The organism is Bacillus sp. GbtcB14 (assembly GCF_019091205.1).
Classification (GTDB): Bacteria; Bacillota; Bacilli; order Bacillales; family Bacillaceae_G; genus Bacillus_A; species Bacillus_A cereus_AG.
Window position 1 is genome coordinate 601,820 of record NZ_JAGXJT010000002.1, and the last position, 17,837, is coordinate 619,656.

Consider the following 17,837-nt stretch of genomic DNA (forward strand, 5'->3'; position numbering starts at 1 on the left):
TATTTCCAATCAATTACTATCACTTATCGAATAATCGAAAATAGACTATCAAACACTTCATTCATCGTAGAAATCGCTTTAGAGTTTGCAACGAAATATTTTTGGAAGGCCATTAAATTAACCATTTCTTCTTCCATATTAACGCCTTCGACACCCATCTTTTCTTCCTGAATTCCCTCTAATAAATCCCCATGAATTTTTTGATATGCATTCACTGCACTTTTATCAGACGCAATACCAACTACGAATTGGTCTAATGCTTGTTTATAAGAAAGACCTTCTTTATAATTTCCATCTGTAATCGCTGCTAGTTTATTTGCTGTTTCAGCTGATATTTTCATTTTTGAAACATCTTTTGCAAATTCAGGGTTTAATTTCATATCTTTCGCTTGATCTCCAACGAAGAATTCTTTCCCCATTACTGTGTTCACTTCATTCTTTACAGAACCCATTAGTTCTTCAAGGTTTTTCTTATAACTAGCAATCTTCGCTTTCGTATCAATCGCTGATTGGATTGCTCCACTAGTTAAAGGAATTTCCGAACCGTAAATTTCAGCAGTCATTGGCTCTTTTTCTTTATTTAATTGAAGTGGATATGTATCTTGTCCATTTACTGTTAAAACACCATTCATTCTAACACTCGCGATATTAGGATTCATAGATTCATAAGACACTTCTATATTTGCATACTTAGACATTTCTGTAATGATACGATCACGTTCATCTAAAAGCTGATTTGGTACTTGTGTACCTGCTTGTCCAATTTTTTTATTCGCTTCCGCTAAACTAGCAGCAAGACGATTAAATTCATTGACATGCGCTCCAATATCTTCTGTCGTTTGTGCTGCTGCTGTATCTAAGCTTTTCGCCAGACGATTTACTTGACTTGTAAACTTCCCAGTTTCAGAAATTAATGTATCGTAGTAATTTGGTTGTTCTGGATTCTTTGCAACTTCACGAAAGGCATTGAAGAAGCCATCCATTAAACTAGATAATGAATTCTTTCCTGTCGTTCCAGCCATAGACTCTACACGTGATAAAGTCGAATTCATGTAGTTGTAGTAAGAGAGTTGAGATAATTGATCGTTAAACTGTTTCGTCTTCACTTCATCTGTAATACGGTCAACACCTAACGTTTGTACACCGTAACCTATTTTTTGTTCCGGTGAATAGCCATGACTTGCTCCAGCCGATCCGTAATTCACCATTTGACGCACATAACCAGGCGTATGAATGTTAGATAAATTTTGTTTCGTCGTTTGTAATCCCATTTGTGCCGCTAACAAACCCGATAACGGCGTATTATAATCAGATAGTCTCATAATGTTTCACTTCCCCTTTACAATAGTTCGTTCATAAAGATTTGTGAATTATTGTTTCGCTCTAAATTATATTCAGAAACGGAATCCACAATACTTTCTGTAGTTTTTAATAGTACGTTTAAGTAATATTGATTTTTCAAAAGAATCATTTTTACATTCTCTTCTAATTCAGCTACATTTTTTTGTAATTCTTCCATTTTTTCAATTTCTTCGTTAGAAAAATGCGAAAATAATGCACTTACGCGAAATGATTCCACGCCCTTTTCTTTACAAAACTGAACAACCATTTCTTCAAATGAACTTGATAACTTTTTTAAACCATCAATGTACTGCAATTGCTCTACTTGTAACTTTTGAACTGCATTTACATTTTTATGTTTTAAATTCTCATATATTTGTTCTCCGAGCGTTTGAATATTTTCATACGCTTTTTGAATAATAACGAGCTTTTCATATAATTGTATGTACATATAGCTTCCTTCCCTTTTACAAGACTAAATTTACAATTAAACCGTGGATTTCTCCAATCTGATTTAACATTTCTAAATGTCCCGTTTTCGTATTAATTAAATTCATAACATCTTCTAGCTCATTTAATCCCATTTCCGCCTGTTTTACAATCGTCATTTTCTGTGAATATCCGTAACGCGGATGACGAGACATGACATCTTTATATTGCAATACATTATCTACGTAAAAATTCAAAAATGATTTTACTGTGTTTTTGTATTCCATTACATTATCAAGCGTTAATTCCATTTCAATTTTCTCTTTAATTTCTCCAATGTTATCGACAAATGCTTCCATTTGTTCTAACAATTTATCTTTTTTCGGATCTGCATGCAAATTATCCGAAAATGCAAGTCCTGTCCTGACATTTGCTTCTTTCGGCATTTGAGTAGCAGGCGGTATATGCGATAAAATTGGATTATGCGAGATCGAACGCAGCATATATATCACCTATTTATTTTTTTATTTCTTCCTAAACTTAATCGTAAAATCCAGTTATTTATAATTATACTCTGAACACTAATATTTTGCAGTTATTTTTTATAAAAGATATGTTACAATTTAGCATGAGGTGGCACAAATCTATGAATATTTTTCTTTGTGGTTCAAATCAATTAACAGCATTAGATCAAGAAGAAATAAAAAAATTTTTAACTGACTATGCTCACAAACATAAAATTTACATATTATGTTATAAATCTATCGAAAATGAGATTCTTCGTTTTTTCATCGAAAACGAAAGACTCGCTCAAAATTTATGCCTTTACACGCTACAGCCGTTACAAGCATTAACAGATGAATTTCAAGAGGTCGTTGATTACTTAAAAAGACACGGAGCCGAGTATGTTGCTTTTGATCATCCTTCCGACTCCATTTACCGATCAGATTATATGTTTTTTGTAAAACAAATAATCGAAGATACTGATTTAGTTCTCTGTTTTTATAATGGGGACAAACATACATCTGTCATTCCCGTTGACGTTGCAAAAGATGCAGGAATTGATGCTGTTATTTATGATTTACCTGGTTTACATGAAAAACAGATGAAAAAAAACTTTGAACAAAAAATCCGTATGATGTAAAGGGGGAGGCACAATATCGTTATTGTGCCTATTATAAATATGATAATTGAACAAGATTATGATCATTTTATCGCAAGTTTTAAACAACAATTTAATATGGATATCGCTTCATATAAACAAGATAGAATGCGTCGTAGAATCGATGCTTTTATTTCGAGAAAAGGCTTTGAGAACTACACTAATTTTTTAAGTAATTTACGTACCGATCAAAATTTATTTTTAAGTTTTATTGATTATATTACAATTAACGTTTCAGAATTTTTTAGAAATAAAGAACGTTGGCAAACGTTAGAGACGAAAGCACTACCAAAATTACTTAAACAAAATAACGGAAAATTAAAAGTATGGAGTGCCGCTTGCGCTGCCGGTGAAGAACCATATACACTCTCTTTGATTTTATCGAAGCATCTATCTCCATTTCGTTTTGAAATACAAGCAACAGATCTTGATTTTCACATTTTAGAAACTGCAAAACGCGGTCAATATACAGAACGTTCTTTAAAGGAATTACCTGCCGATTTAAAAGAGCGTCATTTCACAAAAGAGAATGATATATATTCATTACATCAAAATATTAAGCAAAACGTCACGTTCAAACAACACGACCTGTTAATGCAGTCGTTCGATACAAATTACGATTTAATCATTTGTCGCAACGTAATGATATACTTTACTGAAGAAGCAAGGGTAAAACTTTATGAAAAGTTTAGTCGTTCTTTACGAAAAGGCGGCGTACTATTTGTTGGTAGTACCGAACAAATTTTAACACCTGAACGTTATAATCTTCAGAGATTTGATACATTCTTCTACGAAAAAATATAGAAAAAACAGGGTGAATTCACCCTGTTTTTTTGTATTTTTTCACCAAAATCATAACAAGAAATTGTGGGATTACATTCAAAAAACTAACCAATAGTAATAATTGATACGGCGTAAACGGTTTAAAATAACCCCGATGCCAACTAACGCCAAATTCAACCTCCATCTTGTATAGAAAATAATATGAAATGATTATAGATAGTATATTACCTATAATAAGAGGAATGGTATTGCTAAAAAATTTAGAGAAAAAAGCAAGAATTGAAGTCCCTATCACCATGATTACATAACCAAGCATAGATTCATTCGTAAAGTCTTGGTACATTGAAAAATATACAAAAGGAAAGCAGTATAAACAAACTATTAGAATCGTAACGATTAACTTCCTCACAGTTTCGCCCCCTTTTTGATTACATTTCATCCGTAGTGTAATTTTACACTACGGATGAAGTAATTATAAGAGCACTTTATCATATAGTTTCATACCAGTTCTAAAAACATTAAGTAATACCTTTCCCTTGTTGATGTTCTTATAAACATACAAAACCCCGAATCACGGGACTTTTTTCATGTCCACGATTCGGGGTTTCGTTCATTTTCTTATATAACTCGAATTAAAATAATAGCAACAATCCATACAAAGAGAAAAAGAAATGTCATAGACCATTTATGTTCTTGCATCGTTTGTTTCAGGGCCTGTGATAATTGTGTCATATTCATTTCTGCGAGCGCTCTCCATACACTTACATCCCGCTCTTTAGCAGTGCGATCTGTAACGCTAATTAAAATAGTTTCGTTAGACAATTTCGTTATGTAAGCAGTAATAACTGTTACCATTAAATTTATATTTCCTTCTGACGAATCGCTTTCCACTCTAGAAAGGAGTGCACTTACATCTAATAAGGGAATATGTACTTTTCTACCAAATGATAGTTGTACTTCTGCGAAATCATACGTTCCATCTAACAAAGGAAGTTCTTTTATATGCGCCTGCTTAACAAGCCCTTGTAAACTTCTCATTACTTGTTCAAATACTTTTTCTGTTTGCTTCCCTTCTCCAGATAACGTATGTAACTTTTTAAAGAGTTGTAATACTGTATCCATCTCTTTAGAAAGCATTTCCTTCATAACCTTTCCATCACCTAAACTCGCAAGTAAAATCCCAATTTCATTATTTCTCGAAATAATCTTAGACTGTCCAGTAAACACTAGATTACTATGCTTTCGTTCTTTCTGGATTTCATGTTCCGAAATAGCTGCAGGCTGTTTTAATGGTTGTAGCGTCTTATTTTCAATTGTCGTACGTTTAATCTCCATCTAAGCGCCTCCACTACTATGAAATTATTAGCCCCATTCTTTATTACTTTTTAAAACTAAAAACAATACGAATAAACCTGACATGATAGCAAATACATTAGAAGCTTGTATTCCCTGTTCGCTATTTGCTTCTTTCTTCTCTTCTGGCTCTTCTTTTTTCTCTTTCTTTTTAGAAACGACTTGATTATTATTATCTTTATCTTTTTGAGCCTTCGCTTTATTTACTTCCTTGTTGTCTGTGAGAGGCTCTTTTATAACATAAGTAATTTTTTCTTTCTCTTTCAATGGTTCTTTTATAAGATCGTTTACTTTCTCTTCTTTTTTCGGAATTTGAACAACTGGCGGTTTTTCTTCTGGAAGCGGGATTTCTACTTTCGAGTCTTCCTGCTTCTCAGTTTCTTTCTTATCTTCTAATCTATCTTCATTCTCTCGTTCTTCTATCTTTTTATCATCTTCTGTTTTTTGCTCCAAAACAGAAACGATATACTCACTTTCCTCAACGAGTTTATTGCCGGCCGCATCCACTATCTCTACAAGTAATTCGTATGAGCCAATTGGCAACGCATCCGTTATTTCAAATACTTTTTGCCAATCCATATCGCGCTTATTGTAATCTAATAAAAATGTAGTCTCTTTATTTTCTTTCCCCTTTAATGTCACGCGGACCTCTTTCACAACCGATTCTTTGTCTGCTGCCTTCACTCGCACACGTATAGAATCGCCTTGTTTCCGTTCAATTAAGTTCTCTGTTGCTTCATCAATAGTAACCTTCTGCAACTTCGGTAACTCTTTATCTATAGTCGGCGTTTCATTATTTATATGGATGAGCGGGACTTTCACTTCATTTTCAGTGAGTTCTTCTTTCTCATTTTCTTTATAGCTTTGAATGAGCTGCAGATTCCAATCACCTTGCAAATCAAAAGTTTCGACCTTGTAGTTAGCAATCCATCGCTTTGTTTCCTCTTCATACTTAAACGATAGCATTCTTTCTTGTTCATACTGATCGCCGTTTTTGGGCAAGCGCAAAATACCTTTTATACTTTGAACATTTTGCTCTTTCGGCTCTACAATAACCCGCACTTCTTCGCCAACTTTTAATTCCGGCTTATTTACTGTAATAATCCCTTGATCTGTCTCTATCTTTTTTTCGACCTCTTGTTCATTTGCTACTTCTTGTTGTTGCTCTTTACCTTGATTCACTTCCACTTGCTCTGACCGCTCTTGCACTTCTTTGTTTTCTTCTTGCATATTCACTTCATTTATTTTTTGAGCTGGCTCAATTTGTTCTTCCGCCTGACTTTGCAGAGGGACGAACAGACACATATGTATAAATAACCAGCTCATTAGAAAAAACTTTACGTTTTTCATCTACTAACTCAAACTCCTATTTCAACGACTTATAGCGATTTCGTTACTTTTACTCCGAAAAATCCATCTACATTTACAAGTTCACCATACGCCACTAATACATCATTTACATAAATACGAATTGGTTCGTCAATATCCTCATCTAGTACAACTGCTTCATTCTCTTGTAAACTTAAAATATCTTGAATTGTTTTCACTGTGCTTCCAAATACAAATTTCACGTTCATCTCTACATTTTGTAGGATGGATGTGTCCATGTATACTGGTTCCATTTGTTTTACTTCTTTAAATTCAATAGGTTGCACAACAGGTTCTACAATTTTTTCTTCTTCAATTTCTTCCGTAACAATCTCTTCTTCCTCTTCCACCATTGGATATAGAAGTCTTCTTACCATTTCTTTCGCTTCTGAAATCGGTAAAATTTGATACATTTTCGATTGAAGCAGGTCGCCAATTTCAAGGTTGAACGTAATTTGAACGAGTTCGTCCACTTTCATTGACTCTCCCAAATATTCCATTTCTTCTTTTAAGGTTACAAATTTAACATTTGGTGGTGTCATGTCCATTTTTTCTTGAAACATTTCTGACATCGCCGTCGCAGCATGCCCCATCATTTGGTTCATAATTTCTTTAATACCGCTCAGTTCTAATTCACTAAGCTCCTTCTCCGGATCAACTTCACCTGTTCCCATCATCATTAAATCTACCATTGTTAAAGCGACATCTTTCGTAAATACAAATACATTCTCATTCTTTAGTCCTTCAACAAAATCAACATTTAAAATAACAAACGGGACTGGTACTCCGTCATAATGACGAACATTGATTGATTCTACATTGGGCGTACTAATTGTAACTGGCTGATTTAATAGTGTTGACAATACTGTTGAAGCTGAACCAATTGAAATATTTGCAATTTCACCAAGGACATCTTTCTCTTCTTGTGTTAAATGCTCTTTTTCAACTTGTTCTTCTACAATCTCAGTTTCCACTACTTCTGCTGGCTCATCTTTTTCTTCTACTCCACCAGATAATTGCATTAATTTATTTACCATTCGTTTCGCATGTTCAACTGAAACAATTTGCACAAGTTTAGAGTTTACAAGATTATCTATCTTTAAATCAAACGATACTTTAACAATCGTTTGATTCCCATCAATCTCAGAAATTTTCTCCATTTCTTCTGATAACTTTACAACTTTAATTGTCGGCGGAGACATATCTACTGTATCTTGAAAGAATTCTGACATAGATGTAGCTGCGAACCCCATCATTTGATTCATCGCTTCTTGTACAGCACTTAGCTCTAATTCACCAAGTTCTTTTCCGTCTTCCACTTCACCTGTTCCCATCATCATTAAATCAGCAATGGATAATGCAACATCTTGCTTAAGGACAAGAAGGTTTTCCATATCTAATCCTTTTGTAAAATGAATGTTTAATACAACGTGTGGAACTTCGACGTCGCTTGAATCATATAAATCTACCAATTCTATGCGAGGAGCAGTAATGCTTACTTGCCTATTTAAGATTGTTGATAATACAGTCGAAGCTGAACCAAATGATATATTTGCAATTTCGCCAAGAATATCGCATTCTTGAGGCGTTAAATGCTCATTTTCTTTTTCTAGCACAATTGTGCTCGTATCCCCTTTTGTGTGTTGCTCAGGCATTTTCTCTGCCTCCTCATTTCTGTTTTTCTATCAAATGATATAAACTCTCATTTTATTTTAACAAACTTATTATATAAAACGTTAATATGTATTTATTCCCACTTTTAGATTCGTAACGATTAACCAAAAAGCTCCCCAATTGTATACAAGTGGGGAGCTTTCCTTCATTCCTATTATAAACCTTCTGGGTTTAAAATGAGGACCACTCGTCCATCACCGAGAATTGTCGCACCAGAGAAATAATTAGAACTCTCTGCAAAGAAGTCACCTAATGACTTTAGGACTATTTCTCTTTGACCGATAATTGTGTTTACAATAAGTCCATAGCTGCGATGTGTATTACGAACAATTAACACAGGAACCATTTGACCATCATATGACGCAAACGCCTCATCTACTGTTTTTTCACCAAATACAGTACTTAAATGCTTCACTTCAATAATTTGATTACGGTAATTTAACACATCTTTTCCTTGTAAGGATTGGATGTCTTCTCTCTTAATCCGAATTGCTTCAACAATATTACCAAGAGGGAAAGCATAACGTTTATCATTCGTTTGAACAAGCATAGATTGAATAATGGACAACGTTAATGGCAGTTCAATTCTAAATGTACTACCTTTTCCTTCTTCAGAATCAATAATTAAATGTCCACCTAAACTATGGATCGTATGTTTTACTACATCTAATCCAACGCCACGACCAGAAAGGTCGGATACAACTTCAGCTGTACTAAATCCTGGTTGGAAGATCAAATCAAATACTTCACGATCCGTTAATTTATTTGCCTCAGATTCTGTTACAACACCATTTTTAATCGCTTTTTCTAATACTTTCCCTTTATGAATTCCATTTCCATCATCCGTAATTTGAATAACGACATGATTTCCACTATGAAACGCTTCTAATTTAATCGTACCTGTCTCATTTTTCCCTGCATCACGACGTTGTTCAACAGTTTCAACACCGTGATCAATTGCATTACGAATTAAATGAACGAGTGGATCACCGATTTCATCAATAACAATTTTATCAACTTCGGTGTCTTCACCTGTAATTTGTAAATCGATTTTCTTCCCTAAATCTTTCGCTAACATACGTACCATACGCGGGAAACGATTGAATACCGTTTCAATTGGTACCATACGCATGTTTAGTAGTACATTTTGAATATCTTTTGAAATATCGCCTAATCGATTTAAATGCTCAATTAATTCCTTGTTTTGAATTGCTTGTGCCAATTCATCTATACGACCACGCTCAATTACACTTTCTTCAAACATGTTCATTAATCTTTCAATTTTTTCTAATTGAACACGTATGGAACGATTTTCCACTTTACCATTTTTCGTTTTTGCAGCGCTTTTAGCAGGTGTAGCATTAGCAGATTGCTTCGATACTTCTTTAGTTGATTCCACATGCGTAGCCGCTTGTAAACCTTCCTGCATAGCTTCTTGTGTACCCAATTCTTTCGAGACTACTTCTTTTAATGTATGTCCTTGCTTCACTTCTACTTTCTCAATTTCAGAAACATGAAGCACTACTTGTTTTAATTCTTCTTCACTTTGATCAGTATCCATAAATACTATGAACTCAAACCCGAAAGCATCTGCTTCAATTTCTTCAATACTTGGAACTGTTTTTTGTACATTACCTACATTTTGCAGTGCTTCAATACACATAATGGCACGTACTGCTTTTAAAATAGCATGTTGCTCAACAGTTATATGCACTTCATGCGAAGCTGCATCATTATTTATAGGTTCTTGCTCAATATATTCCGCAGGAGTTTCTACATTGCCATTCAATAATGCTTCTAATTTCTGCTTAGTTGTAATTACATCAATATTGCCCATTCCGCCTTGTTGCACATCTGCAACCATCTTCTCTAAATTATCAATGCACTCAAAAATCACATCAATAATCTCTGCATTTACAACTATATTCCCATGACGAATTTCATCTAAAACGTTTTCCATTTTATGCGTTAAATCCGCCATTTCCGTAAATTCCATACTCGCTGACATACCTTTAAATGTATGGGCTGAGCGGAATATTTCTCCCACAACATCCATATCAGTGGGATTTTGTTCTAAGGTTAGCACATTTTCATTTAGCGATTGTAAATGTTCTTCTGATTCCTCAAAAAATATATTTAATAGATCTGTTTGCATTTTCATCCCCTACCTGTCTAACAAACATTTCATTTATGTATAACAATTTAGTGTTTTAAAGCAAGAAAAAAGGGGGCCACACGCATATCCGCTATCAATGTTTAGATTCCTTGTGGCACCCCTTCTATATTAGCTGTTTGCTACTTTTGTTAAAGCTTCAATTACTCGATCCGCTTGGAACGGCTTTACAATAAAGTCTTTTGCTCCACCCTTAATTGCATCTAATACCATACCTTGTTGTCCCATTGCAGAACAAATAACGACTTTTGCACTTGAATCAATTTTAATAATTTCTTTTAATGCTTCAAGTCCGTCCATTTCTGGCATAGTAATATCTAATGTTACAATATCCGGTTGAAGTTCTTTAAACTTCTGAATTGCTTCTACTCCATTCTCTGCTTCACCAATAATTTCAAATTCAGAATTACTTTTTAATAAGTTTTTAATCATCGTTCGCATAAACATCGCATCGTCTACAACTAAAATTTTATGTGCCATTCTTTTTAATTCTCTCCTTCTATGTATAAATATATCTTAATATTTCACCTTATCATTCTCACTCATTATACAAAATAAAATGATAAAATTTAATATTTTTTTAAAAGAATTTTCGTATTTTTATTATTTTATTATCAAAATAATAATATACTATTCTTTTATATAAATGACAACGCGACGGTTTTTCTCCCAATTTTGCGGTGAATCATTTGGTACAACTGGCTTGGTATCTGCATATCCTACCGCAGCTAACCTTTTATCATCCACATTATACACTTCAATTAAGTGATGAATCATATTAGCTGCCCTTGCTGAAGATAACTCCCAATTAGAAGGGAATTTGTCGTTATGAATCGGTCTACTATCTGTATGCCCTTCAACAACAATCGGATTTGGTACTGATTGGAAAAATCCAACTAATTGACTTATTATCTCTTTCGCTTCCGGTTTAACATTTGCGTCACCCGTATCAAATATTAAATTATCTACTATAACGACACTTACCCCTGTATCCTCACGATATACATTCACTTGACTAATACCGTTATTATCTACATATGCTTTTAATTTCTTATATAATTCATCCATTCTTTTTTTCGAGACCATTTTTTCATCATTTTTTTCATGCGAAATATCTAGTATTGTATTTTCCATTACTTTCGCATCTACTTGCTCCGCGTCACTAAACTTTTCAAGCATCTTTGACAATTTTACTGCATCCTGCTTTGATGTAGCAACTAGTAATACAAAGAAAGTTAATAATAACATCGTTAAATCTGTAAAAGTCGTCATCCAACGAGGCGATCCCTTTTGCGGTCGTTTCATCATAACCATACCACTCCTTGAAATATTAGGCTGCTCGTTTTACTTTTTTTATCTTTGTTTCGTATACATATGTATCGAGTTTCAACTTTAATTTAGAAGGAATTTGACCGCGATATAATTCTGAAATCGCTTCAATAACAAACTTCTTCTCTGTATATAAATCTTCAATACCACGATACACTTTTTCAGCAAGAGGGATTGCAATCATATTTGCAAGTACTGATCCATACAATGTCGTTAACATCGCAACTGCCATCCCTGTACCAATTTGCGATGTGTCTTGCAAGTTTTGAAGCATAATGATAAGACCGATTAAAGTCCCTATCATGCCCCAAGCTGGAGCGAAATCACCAATTCTATCTAACAATATCGCTCCCTTTCTTAACTCATACACTTCCGTTTCAACATCTTTCATTAACACTTCTTTTAATTCATCTTCATCGTAACCACTTAACATTAATCGAATCCCTTTTTGAATAAAAGGATTGTCTACTTGCTCTCCATCAACTTCTAAAGAAAGTAGGCCGTGTTTTTTAGACTTTTTCGAAAAATCAACAAATAAATCTGTTAACTGTTCTAAATTTTCTTCTTTTCTATGTAAAACAGTAAAAATGCTTTTCGTATATTTTTTTATTTCTCCAAATCGATATGCCACAACAATTGTCGCTGTTGTTCCCCCTATAACAATTAAAATAGATGAAACATCTAAAAAGTTTTTAAAAGCTTTTATTCCACCGCCGCCAAGCATAATTGCCGCTATTACAATAGCAAAACCTACTATTATGCCCACTGGGCTAGAAATATCAAACTTCCTTTTTTTTCTTTCTGGTCTAGCAAACACTTGATTTTCGTCTCCCATATTTCTGCCCTTCCCTTTTCATTTTTATAAAACATTTTTTTATTTTAATAATGCGTTTTCACATATAATAAGTATTATACGCTTATCATCTATTTATCGCAATATACTCATAGAATTGACACATTTCATTTCCATATTAGAATTATAGTATGGAAATATGAGGAGGATCACAATGGAACATAACATTTTACAAGTCATTGCACTAGCAGAAAAACTAAAATATGAAATGCGACATAGCTGGCTTTCTAACGGACGTCAAGAAAGCGTTGCTGAACATACGTGGCGCATGTCTCTAATGGCCATTTTAGTCGAGCCTTATTTAGATCAAAAAGTAAATATTGAAAAATTACTTAAAATGGTTATCATTCACGACCTAGTCGAGGCAGAAGCTGGTGATATTCCTGCTTTTGATACAATGAATAGTCATGAATTACAATTACAAAAACAAAAAAATGAGCAAGAAGCCATTTTAAATATTAAACGAACATTAAAAGGTTCTCTCGGTGAGGAATTATATGATTTATGGATGGAGTTTGAAGCGAAAGAAACGTACGAAGCAAAAGTTGCCAACGCACTTGATAAGCTTGAGGTGAAAATTCAGCATAACGAAGCTGATATTGATACGTGGCTACCAATTGAGCATAAAATGACATTCCAAGTGGCAAAGCATACAAACTTTGATTCTTTCCTATCTAAATTACAAAAAATGATTGAGCAAGATGGAGAAAAGAAATTACTAGCTGCCGGCATTGACGTGGAAGCTTGCAAAAGATAATGAAATAAGACACTCATATTGAGTGTCTTATTTCATTATTGTTGATACAGCCTGCTTGTAAATAAGTTGTTGTTTTCCATCAACTAACATTAAAACAGTAAATTTATCTATCGCAACAATTTCTCCTACTATTCTAACGCCACTCTTTAAAAAAATTGTAACGATACCTTTTTCTTCTTTTATTTGTTTATACAGCTCTTCTTGTAAATGTTCCAAATACTGTTCTCTCCTTCTTTTATAAAATATCTTAATATAAAAAACTACAAATTATTTATTTATGTACTTTATCTTTTACATTCATAAACTTATTAATTAGTATATCTAAATCTCGGCTAAATAACAAAACTTTATCATGATCCAATCCGTGTCTAGCAACAAGTTGAATTAGCTCTTTCTTTTTGTTTTCTATTTTATTTTGTAATTGTCCCATCTCCATCTCTTTACTAAAACTCCCTTTTCCCATAATATTACTTGTAAAATTATAGTACAAATCCTCTCATAAAAAAATATAAAAATGGTTTTTTTTACAATTTTATATTTTTTTATGAACAATTCGTAAAACATATAACGATTCATTCATACATCCCTAGCTCAATATACACTTAAAATGACCACACAGGCGTTTGTCTAATTACAAAAGAGACTGGCTCCTTTTCCACACAAAGAACATACTGTATACAGTAGTCCATGAATTATATAGATTAACTTATTTAAAAGGAGGAAAACATATGAGCTATGGTGGAAGTTGCGCTGGTTTCGGCGGTGGATTTGCTTTGCTTATCGTACTATTCATCCTTCTAATCATCATCGGATGTAGCTGTTGGGGTGGCGGCGGATACGGATACTAATATATCCTATCCTTAACAAATGAACGAAAAACTATACGAAAACAGCTCATATTTGAGCTGTTTTTTCATACTTTCGTATGAAGTTATGTCCCTCTTTTTTGTGATTTCAACTACAAAAAAAACGTTTATTATGAAATCAGAAACATTTGTATTAAGGAGGATTACAATGATTAAAGGTCTTTACGAAGCACATTTACCTGTCCGTAACTTAGAGATATCCATACCTTTTTATGAATCACTTGGACTGAAATTATATAAAAGAGGAGATGATATTGCTTTCTTTTGGATTAAAGAAAATGAAAGTTGGCTCGGCCTTTGGGAAGGCACAGAATACAAAGTGAATTATCACCCCTCTTTGCGACACATCGCCTTTCAAGTATGCTTACATGATTTAGAAAATGCGATTCATTGGCTAAACCAAAAAGGAATTTCCGCACGAAAGGACTTTGGAATGGAACCAATTGAACCAATTGTTTTTCCAGAATTAGCACATGCCGCCGTATACTTTAACGATCCTGATGGAAATAGTTTAGAATTGATTGCACAATTACCTGTTGGCCTTCCTACAAAAGAGAAAGTGTATGTAAGCGAATGGAAAAAACAAGTTCAAGCAGCATCATTACATAAGGATTAATCTTTTATGTCAGTTTCTTATAGCACACTTCTGAAAACAAATAATAACTTCAAAAAACTATTTTATGGGCAAACATTAAGTGTACTTGGAGATTGGTTTCATACTGTAGCTTTATTAACATTCGTCTATAGTACAACGGAATCGCCTTTTATGGTCGCCCTTACTTTGATAAGTAAAGGTTTACCACAGCTTCTTCTTAGTCCATTCATAGGTGGAATTGTAGATCGTTTTTCTAAAAAGAATATTATGATTTTTACCGATATTACACGGGGAATTCTAGTCCTTACATACTTACTCGCAAGCTATAATATTGAAATTATTTTCATTGCTAATATATGTTTATCTGTACTTTCTTGTTTATTTGAACCAGCTAAACAAGCAACCTTAAAGAATATCGTACACCAAAATCATTTCGTAACTGCTAACTCTCTTTCTAGTACAATGAATGGTTTTATGTCTATTATGGGGGCTTCTTTGGGCGGGATAATTGCACAATCATTACATATTGAGTTCGCTTTTTTAGTAAATAGCCTATCATACTTTATTTCAGCCTATTTTATTTATAGTATGAGTATCCCTTCTCATGATACTTGTAACAAGAAAAAAGCATTTTTTACTGATATAAAAGATGGTTATACATACATACTACAAACAAAAATCATTTTGACATTAATTCTTGTCGGCATTTCATGGGGCATTATTGGCGGCGCTTATCAGCTACTTCTAACGATCTATGCCGAAAAAATTTTCCACACCAACATTGGAGTTTTATATTCGGTTCAAGGGGCTGGGCTTATCCTTGGAAGCCTCCTCGTTAATCTTTATCTGTCTCATAATAAAGAGAAAATGAAAAAAGCATTTGGTTGGGCCTACTTACTACAAGGAATTTTCTTTCTCGGATTCATTTTATCTGATCAACTTATTATCGGTATCATTACATTGCTCTGTATGCGCATAGCAGGAGGAATCATCGTTCCACTTGATACGACATTACTTCAAACGTACACGCACGAAAATATGATTGGTAAAGTTTTTTCCTTTCATTACTCTATTTATGGTTCACTTATACAGTTATCTATGCTCATTACAGGATGGCTATTAGAAATACTTTCTCCTCAAATTATTGGTAGTTTACTAGCTATATGCTGTATCTTTGTAAGTTTCATATGGCTTTACCTGTTTTATCGCGGGAAACTTAGTGAAGAATCTACTATCACTTAATAGCATGTTTATGTACATGCTATTTTTATTTGTGTCGAAATATAAAGGAAAAAGGCGATTTATTTACCTTACGTTCTAATTTTTTAGAATGTACAATAAATTTAGATTATAAGAAAGGAGATGCCATTATGTTTGACGATAGACTTACTATTTCGGCTGAGCAGCAGAAGCTCATTTCTAATGCAACTCGCATTCAAATTCTTCACCTTTTAAAAGATGAAGCACTTACTGCAAAGCAACTCGCTACTAAACTAAACAAATCTGCTGGTAGCGTACATTATCACGTTCAAATTTTATATGATGGAGGGTTACTTGAATTAGTAGACACGAAGGAAAAACGAGGAATTATTGAAAAATATTATAAAGCAAAAGCTGCTCATTTCTATATTGAAGAAAGTGGCACAGAAGGAACGAATACAGGAAGTCATATTGTTTCTCATTTATTTTTAACTCCGGAAGAATTACAACAGCTTACTTGGGAGATTACACAAGTTTTATTACGCTGGGAAAACAAAACCGCTCGTCAATCAAACTCTGAAGAGGAATACGCTATTTCCTGCAGGATTAAAAAACAATGAAAGAAAGGGCCATTTATTCATGAAAAATAAATTATTATTATTGTCGGGAACAGGAATTTCTCGTTTAGGTGATTTTATGTATCTCATCGCTCTAAACATAATGGTATTAAATAGCACAAACTCACCTGCTGCTGTAGCAGGATTATGGATTGTAGGTCCAATTGCGACCGTTGTTACAAAAATATGGTCTGGTAGCATAGTAGATCGATTAAACAAACGGGCCATTATGCTCATCACAGATATAATTCGAGCAGCTCTCATTGGCTGTATTCCACTATTTGATTCTATTTGGGCCATTTATATTTTTATCTTTTTAACTCGCATCGCTACATCATTTTTCGATCCAGCATCATTTTCTTATAGAACAATGCTCATACGAGCTGAAGAACGCGCTCAATTCAACGCTTGGAATAACTTTTGTACAAGCGGGGCTTTTATTATCGGTCCAGCCCTTGCTGGAATACTTCTCACCATGTACTCAGCACCCTTTGTAATTTACTGCAACTCACTTTCCTTTCTACTTTCTACCATTCTCATTTATTTCTTACCAAACATTACATTACAAACAAAGCAAAACGAAGAGGTTGCAAATACTTTCGTACAAACATTACGAAGTGATTTGAAACAAGTTTTTTCATTCGCTCGAACTGAAACTTACATCATTCTCATATTCGTTTTATTTCAAGCGACTATGCTTGTTTCTATGGCGCTCGATTCACAAGAAGTTGTATTCACAAAACGAGTACTGTTTTTATCCAACATGGAATATAGCATGCTTGTTAGTATAACTGGGGCTGCGTATATTTTCGGTTCATTTCTTGTTTCTCTCTTTGCTAAACGATTACCGATTCAACATTGTATCGGATTCGGTATGATTTTCACAGCAATAGGCTATGTAATTTTCGCCTTTTCAAATTCATTTATAGTCGCAGCAGGCGGTTTCATTTTACTGGGCATTTCTTCATCATTTGCTGGTACTGGCTTTATCACATTTTATCAAAATAACATCCCTGTACATATGATAGGACGTATCGATAGCGTGTTTGACTCAATAAAAAATTTCATCCAAATCTTTTTCGTTTTAGCAATTGGGGCATCCGCACAATTTCTTTCCGTCCAAATTACTGTAATCAGTAGCTCATTACTCATTCTTTTCCTTTCCTGTTTATTAGCAATCCGGGTAATGACCCCTTCACGAGAAAAATATTTTAAAGCTACCGGGTCATCATTGGAATATTAAACGCAACATAAAAAGCGGCTATTTAGCCGCTTTTTTCTCGTATTAAGACAGGCAGTAAAGGTCCTATTGATGTGGGTTAATAATCAGTGGGGAT

The 17,837-nt window shown here is 33.8% G+C and carries 20 protein-coding genes; 8 read left to right on the top strand and 12 right to left on the bottom strand.

Annotated elements, in window-relative coordinates:
- Positions 1 to 23: 23 nt before the first annotated feature.
- The 3 genes from flgK to KVT31_RS08030 are packed head-to-tail and all read right to left on the bottom strand — an operon-like array spanning position 24 to position 2,273.
- A complete protein-coding gene (flgK, locus tag KVT31_RS08020; RefSeq protein ID WP_088095858.1) occupies positions 24 to 1,322 on the bottom strand; it encodes a flagellar hook-associated protein FlgK in 1,299 nt (432 codons plus the stop codon).
- 17 nt (positions 1,323 to 1,339) lie between these two features.
- Positions 1,340 to 1,792: a hypothetical protein gene (locus KVT31_RS08025; protein WP_002135377.1), complete on the bottom strand. Its 453-nt coding sequence runs from the start codon at positions 1,790 to 1,792 to the stop codon at positions 1,340 to 1,342.
- A 16-nt stretch (positions 1,793 to 1,808) separates the two neighbouring features.
- Entirely contained in the window at positions 1,809 to 2,273 is a 465-nt protein-coding gene (locus tag KVT31_RS08030; protein ID WP_000946323.1) for a YaaR family protein, read from the bottom strand.
- 143 nt (positions 2,274 to 2,416) lie between these two features.
- Here KVT31_RS08030 and KVT31_RS08035 point away from each other — a divergent pair, with 143 nt between their 5' ends.
- Both KVT31_RS08035 and cheR read left to right on the top strand, forming a co-directional pair.
- On the top strand, positions 2,417 to 2,914 hold the full coding sequence (locus KVT31_RS08035) for a hypothetical protein (protein ID WP_064470780.1): 498 nt from the start codon (positions 2,417 to 2,419) through the stop codon (positions 2,912 to 2,914).
- Positions 2,915 to 2,953: 39 nt separating this feature from the next.
- Positions 2,954 to 3,736 carry a protein-glutamate O-methyltransferase CheR gene (gene cheR, locus KVT31_RS08040; protein ID WP_120340496.1) on the top strand — a complete coding sequence of 261 codons (783 nt, stop codon included), beginning with the start codon at positions 2,954 to 2,956 and terminating at the stop codon, positions 3,734 to 3,736.
- A 597-nt stretch (positions 3,737 to 4,333) separates the two neighbouring features.
- Here cheR and KVT31_RS08045 read toward each other — a convergent pair.
- The 7 genes from KVT31_RS08045 to KVT31_RS08075 all read right to left on the bottom strand — a co-directional run bounded on the left by KVT31_RS08045 (position 4,334) and on the right by KVT31_RS08075 (position 12,447).
- Positions 4,334 to 5,050, bottom strand: a complete 717-nt coding sequence (locus KVT31_RS08045) for a hypothetical protein (protein WP_088095855.1) — start codon at positions 5,048 to 5,050, stop codon at positions 4,334 to 4,336.
- A gap of 27 nt (positions 5,051 to 5,077) precedes the next feature.
- A complete protein-coding gene (locus KVT31_RS08050; RefSeq protein ID WP_088095854.1) occupies positions 5,078 to 6,418 on the bottom strand; it encodes a transglycosylase in 1,341 nt (446 codons plus the stop codon).
- 29 nt (positions 6,419 to 6,447) lie between these two features.
- On the bottom strand, positions 6,448 to 8,091 hold the full coding sequence (locus KVT31_RS08055; RefSeq protein ID WP_016088543.1) for a flagellar motor switch protein: 1,644 nt from the start codon (positions 8,089 to 8,091) through the stop codon (positions 6,448 to 6,450).
- A gap of 173 nt (positions 8,092 to 8,264) precedes the next feature.
- Positions 8,265 to 10,265, bottom strand: a complete 2,001-nt coding sequence (locus KVT31_RS08060; protein WP_088095853.1) for a chemotaxis protein CheA — start codon at positions 10,263 to 10,265, stop codon at positions 8,265 to 8,267.
- A gap of 129 nt (positions 10,266 to 10,394) precedes the next feature.
- Positions 10,395 to 10,763, bottom strand: a complete 369-nt coding sequence (locus tag KVT31_RS08065; protein WP_000940570.1) for a response regulator — start codon at positions 10,761 to 10,763, stop codon at positions 10,395 to 10,397.
- 150 nt (positions 10,764 to 10,913) lie between these two features.
- Complete coding sequence (locus tag KVT31_RS08070; RefSeq protein WP_088095852.1) at positions 10,914 to 11,591, bottom strand: OmpA family protein; 678 nt, start codon at positions 11,589 to 11,591, stop codon at positions 10,914 to 10,916.
- Positions 11,592 to 11,613: 22 nt separating this feature from the next.
- Positions 11,614 to 12,447, bottom strand: a complete 834-nt coding sequence (locus KVT31_RS08075; protein WP_088095851.1) for a flagellar motor protein MotP — start codon at positions 12,445 to 12,447, stop codon at positions 11,614 to 11,616.
- Positions 12,448 to 12,619: 172 nt separating this feature from the next.
- Between KVT31_RS08075 and KVT31_RS08080 the strand changes: the two genes are divergently transcribed.
- Positions 12,620 to 13,222, top strand: a complete 603-nt coding sequence (locus KVT31_RS08080) for an HD domain-containing protein (RefSeq protein ID WP_000400774.1) — start codon at positions 12,620 to 12,622, stop codon at positions 13,220 to 13,222.
- A 27-nt stretch (positions 13,223 to 13,249) separates the two neighbouring features.
- On the opposite strand, the gene hfq is transcribed toward KVT31_RS08080, so the two are convergent.
- Positions 13,250 to 13,438: an RNA chaperone Hfq gene (hfq, locus tag KVT31_RS08085; RefSeq protein WP_000400658.1), complete on the bottom strand. Its 189-nt coding sequence runs from the start codon at positions 13,436 to 13,438 to the stop codon at positions 13,250 to 13,252.
- A 55-nt stretch (positions 13,439 to 13,493) separates the two neighbouring features.
- The gene (locus tag KVT31_RS08090; protein WP_060630268.1) at positions 13,494 to 13,712 is read right to left on the bottom strand and encodes an aspartyl-phosphate phosphatase Spo0E family protein; all 219 of its coding nucleotides are present in this window, start codon (positions 13,710 to 13,712) and stop codon (positions 13,494 to 13,496) included.
- 238 nt (positions 13,713 to 13,950) lie between these two features.
- On the opposite strand from KVT31_RS08090, the gene KVT31_RS08095 reads away from it, so the two are divergent.
- The 5 genes from KVT31_RS08095 (at position 13,951) to KVT31_RS08115 (ending at position 17,743) form a co-directional block, all read left to right on the top strand.
- Entirely contained in the window at positions 13,951 to 14,070 is a 120-nt protein-coding gene (locus KVT31_RS08095) for a YjcZ family sporulation protein (RefSeq protein ID WP_000120179.1), read from the top strand.
- Between the two features lie 166 nt (positions 14,071 to 14,236).
- A complete protein-coding gene (locus KVT31_RS08100) occupies positions 14,237 to 14,704 on the top strand; it encodes a VOC family protein (RefSeq protein WP_088095850.1) in 468 nt (155 codons plus the stop codon).
- A gap of 6 nt (positions 14,705 to 14,710) precedes the next feature.
- Positions 14,711 to 15,925: an MFS transporter gene (locus tag KVT31_RS08105; protein WP_088095849.1), complete on the top strand. Its 1,215-nt coding sequence runs from the start codon at positions 14,711 to 14,713 to the stop codon at positions 15,923 to 15,925.
- A gap of 128 nt (positions 15,926 to 16,053) precedes the next feature.
- Entirely contained in the window at positions 16,054 to 16,503 is a 450-nt protein-coding gene (locus tag KVT31_RS08110; RefSeq protein ID WP_016088550.1) for an ArsR/SmtB family transcription factor, read from the top strand.
- Positions 16,504 to 16,522: 19 nt separating this feature from the next.
- Positions 16,523 to 17,743 (top strand): MFS transporter, encoded by a 1,221-nt coding sequence (locus KVT31_RS08115; protein WP_088095848.1) that lies wholly within the window; start codon positions 16,523 to 16,525, stop codon positions 17,741 to 17,743.
- The last annotated feature ends 94 nt before the right edge of the window (positions 17,744 to 17,837 follow it).

What these genes read in the sequence shown, in the direction of transcription:
- flgK (WP_088095858.1), bottom strand. Translation starts at nt 1,322, where the DNA reads ATGAGACTATCTGATTATAATACGCCGTTATCGGGTTTGTTAGCGGCA.
- KVT31_RS08025 (WP_002135377.1), bottom strand. Translation starts at nt 1,792, where the DNA reads ATGTACATACAATTATATGAAAAGCTCGTTATTATTCAAAAAGCGTAT.
- KVT31_RS08030 (WP_000946323.1), bottom strand. Translation starts at nt 2,273, where the DNA reads ATGCTGCGTTCGATCTCGCATAATCCAATTTTATCGCATATACCGCCT.
- KVT31_RS08035 (WP_064470780.1), top strand. Translation starts at nt 2,417, where the DNA reads ATGAATATTTTTCTTTGTGGTTCAAATCAATTAACAGCATTAGATCAA.
- cheR (WP_120340496.1), top strand. Translation starts at nt 2,954, where the DNA reads ATGATAATTGAACAAGATTATGATCATTTTATCGCAAGTTTTAAACAA.
- KVT31_RS08045 (WP_088095855.1), bottom strand. Translation starts at nt 5,050, where the DNA reads ATGGAGATTAAACGTACGACAATTGAAAATAAGACGCTACAACCATTA.
- KVT31_RS08050 (WP_088095854.1), bottom strand. Translation starts at nt 6,418, where the DNA reads ATGAAAAACGTAAAGTTTTTTCTAATGAGCTGGTTATTTATACATATG.
- KVT31_RS08055 (WP_016088543.1), bottom strand. Translation starts at nt 8,091, where the DNA reads ATGCCTGAGCAACACACAAAAGGGGATACGAGCACAATTGTGCTAGAA.
- KVT31_RS08060 (WP_088095853.1), bottom strand. Translation starts at nt 10,265, where the DNA reads ATGCAAACAGATCTATTAAATATATTTTTTGAGGAATCAGAAGAACAT.
- KVT31_RS08065 (WP_000940570.1), bottom strand. Translation starts at nt 10,763, where the DNA reads ATGGCACATAAAATTTTAGTTGTAGACGATGCGATGTTTATGCGAACG.
- KVT31_RS08070 (WP_088095852.1), bottom strand. Translation starts at nt 11,591, where the DNA reads ATGATGAAACGACCGCAAAAGGGATCGCCTCGTTGGATGACGACTTTT.
- KVT31_RS08075 (WP_088095851.1), bottom strand. Translation starts at nt 12,447, where the DNA reads ATGGGAGACGAAAATCAAGTGTTTGCTAGACCAGAAAGAAAAAAAAGG.
- KVT31_RS08080 (WP_000400774.1), top strand. Translation starts at nt 12,620, where the DNA reads ATGGAACATAACATTTTACAAGTCATTGCACTAGCAGAAAAACTAAAA.
- KVT31_RS08095 (WP_000120179.1), top strand. Translation starts at nt 13,951, where the DNA reads ATGAGCTATGGTGGAAGTTGCGCTGGTTTCGGCGGTGGATTTGCTTTG.
- KVT31_RS08100 (WP_088095850.1), top strand. Translation starts at nt 14,237, where the DNA reads ATGATTAAAGGTCTTTACGAAGCACATTTACCTGTCCGTAACTTAGAG.
- KVT31_RS08105 (WP_088095849.1), top strand. Translation starts at nt 14,711, where the DNA reads ATGTCAGTTTCTTATAGCACACTTCTGAAAACAAATAATAACTTCAAA.
- KVT31_RS08110 (WP_016088550.1), top strand. Translation starts at nt 16,054, where the DNA reads ATGTTTGACGATAGACTTACTATTTCGGCTGAGCAGCAGAAGCTCATT.
- KVT31_RS08115 (WP_088095848.1), top strand. Translation starts at nt 16,523, where the DNA reads ATGAAAAATAAATTATTATTATTGTCGGGAACAGGAATTTCTCGTTTA.